Below are 226 nucleotides of genomic sequence, written 5' to 3'. Positions count from 1 at the left end.
CCAAACACACCCCACAACCAAGGAGGCCTGTTCAAAGCGGCTTGACCGACCCTACACACACCCACACAACAAACAAAATCGCCTGCCATGCGAATCAAATGAAAGGATCTACCAGCGATTGTTTTCCTACCGCCATCTCACCGGAACTGCTGCCCGGCGGGGCGTTGTCGGTCACGCTGACTCACATAAAGCTACACACACCCAACCAACAACACAAACCAGCAGG

Annotated in this window: 1 protein-coding gene; it reads left to right on the top strand. The window is 54.0% G+C overall.

Annotated elements, in window-relative coordinates; genetic code table 11:
* Positions 1–41 precede the first annotated feature (41 nt).
* On the top strand, positions 42–226 hold a 185-nt coding region (locus M3G19_RS11885; RefSeq protein WP_259902804.1), incomplete at its 3' end, for a hypothetical protein.

The organism is Corynebacterium sp. p3-SID1194 (assembly GCF_025144155.1).
In the GTDB taxonomy this organism is placed as follows: Bacteria; Actinomycetota; Actinomycetes; order Mycobacteriales; family Mycobacteriaceae; genus Corynebacterium.
This window is presented reverse-complemented; position numbering and strand designations above follow the sequence as displayed.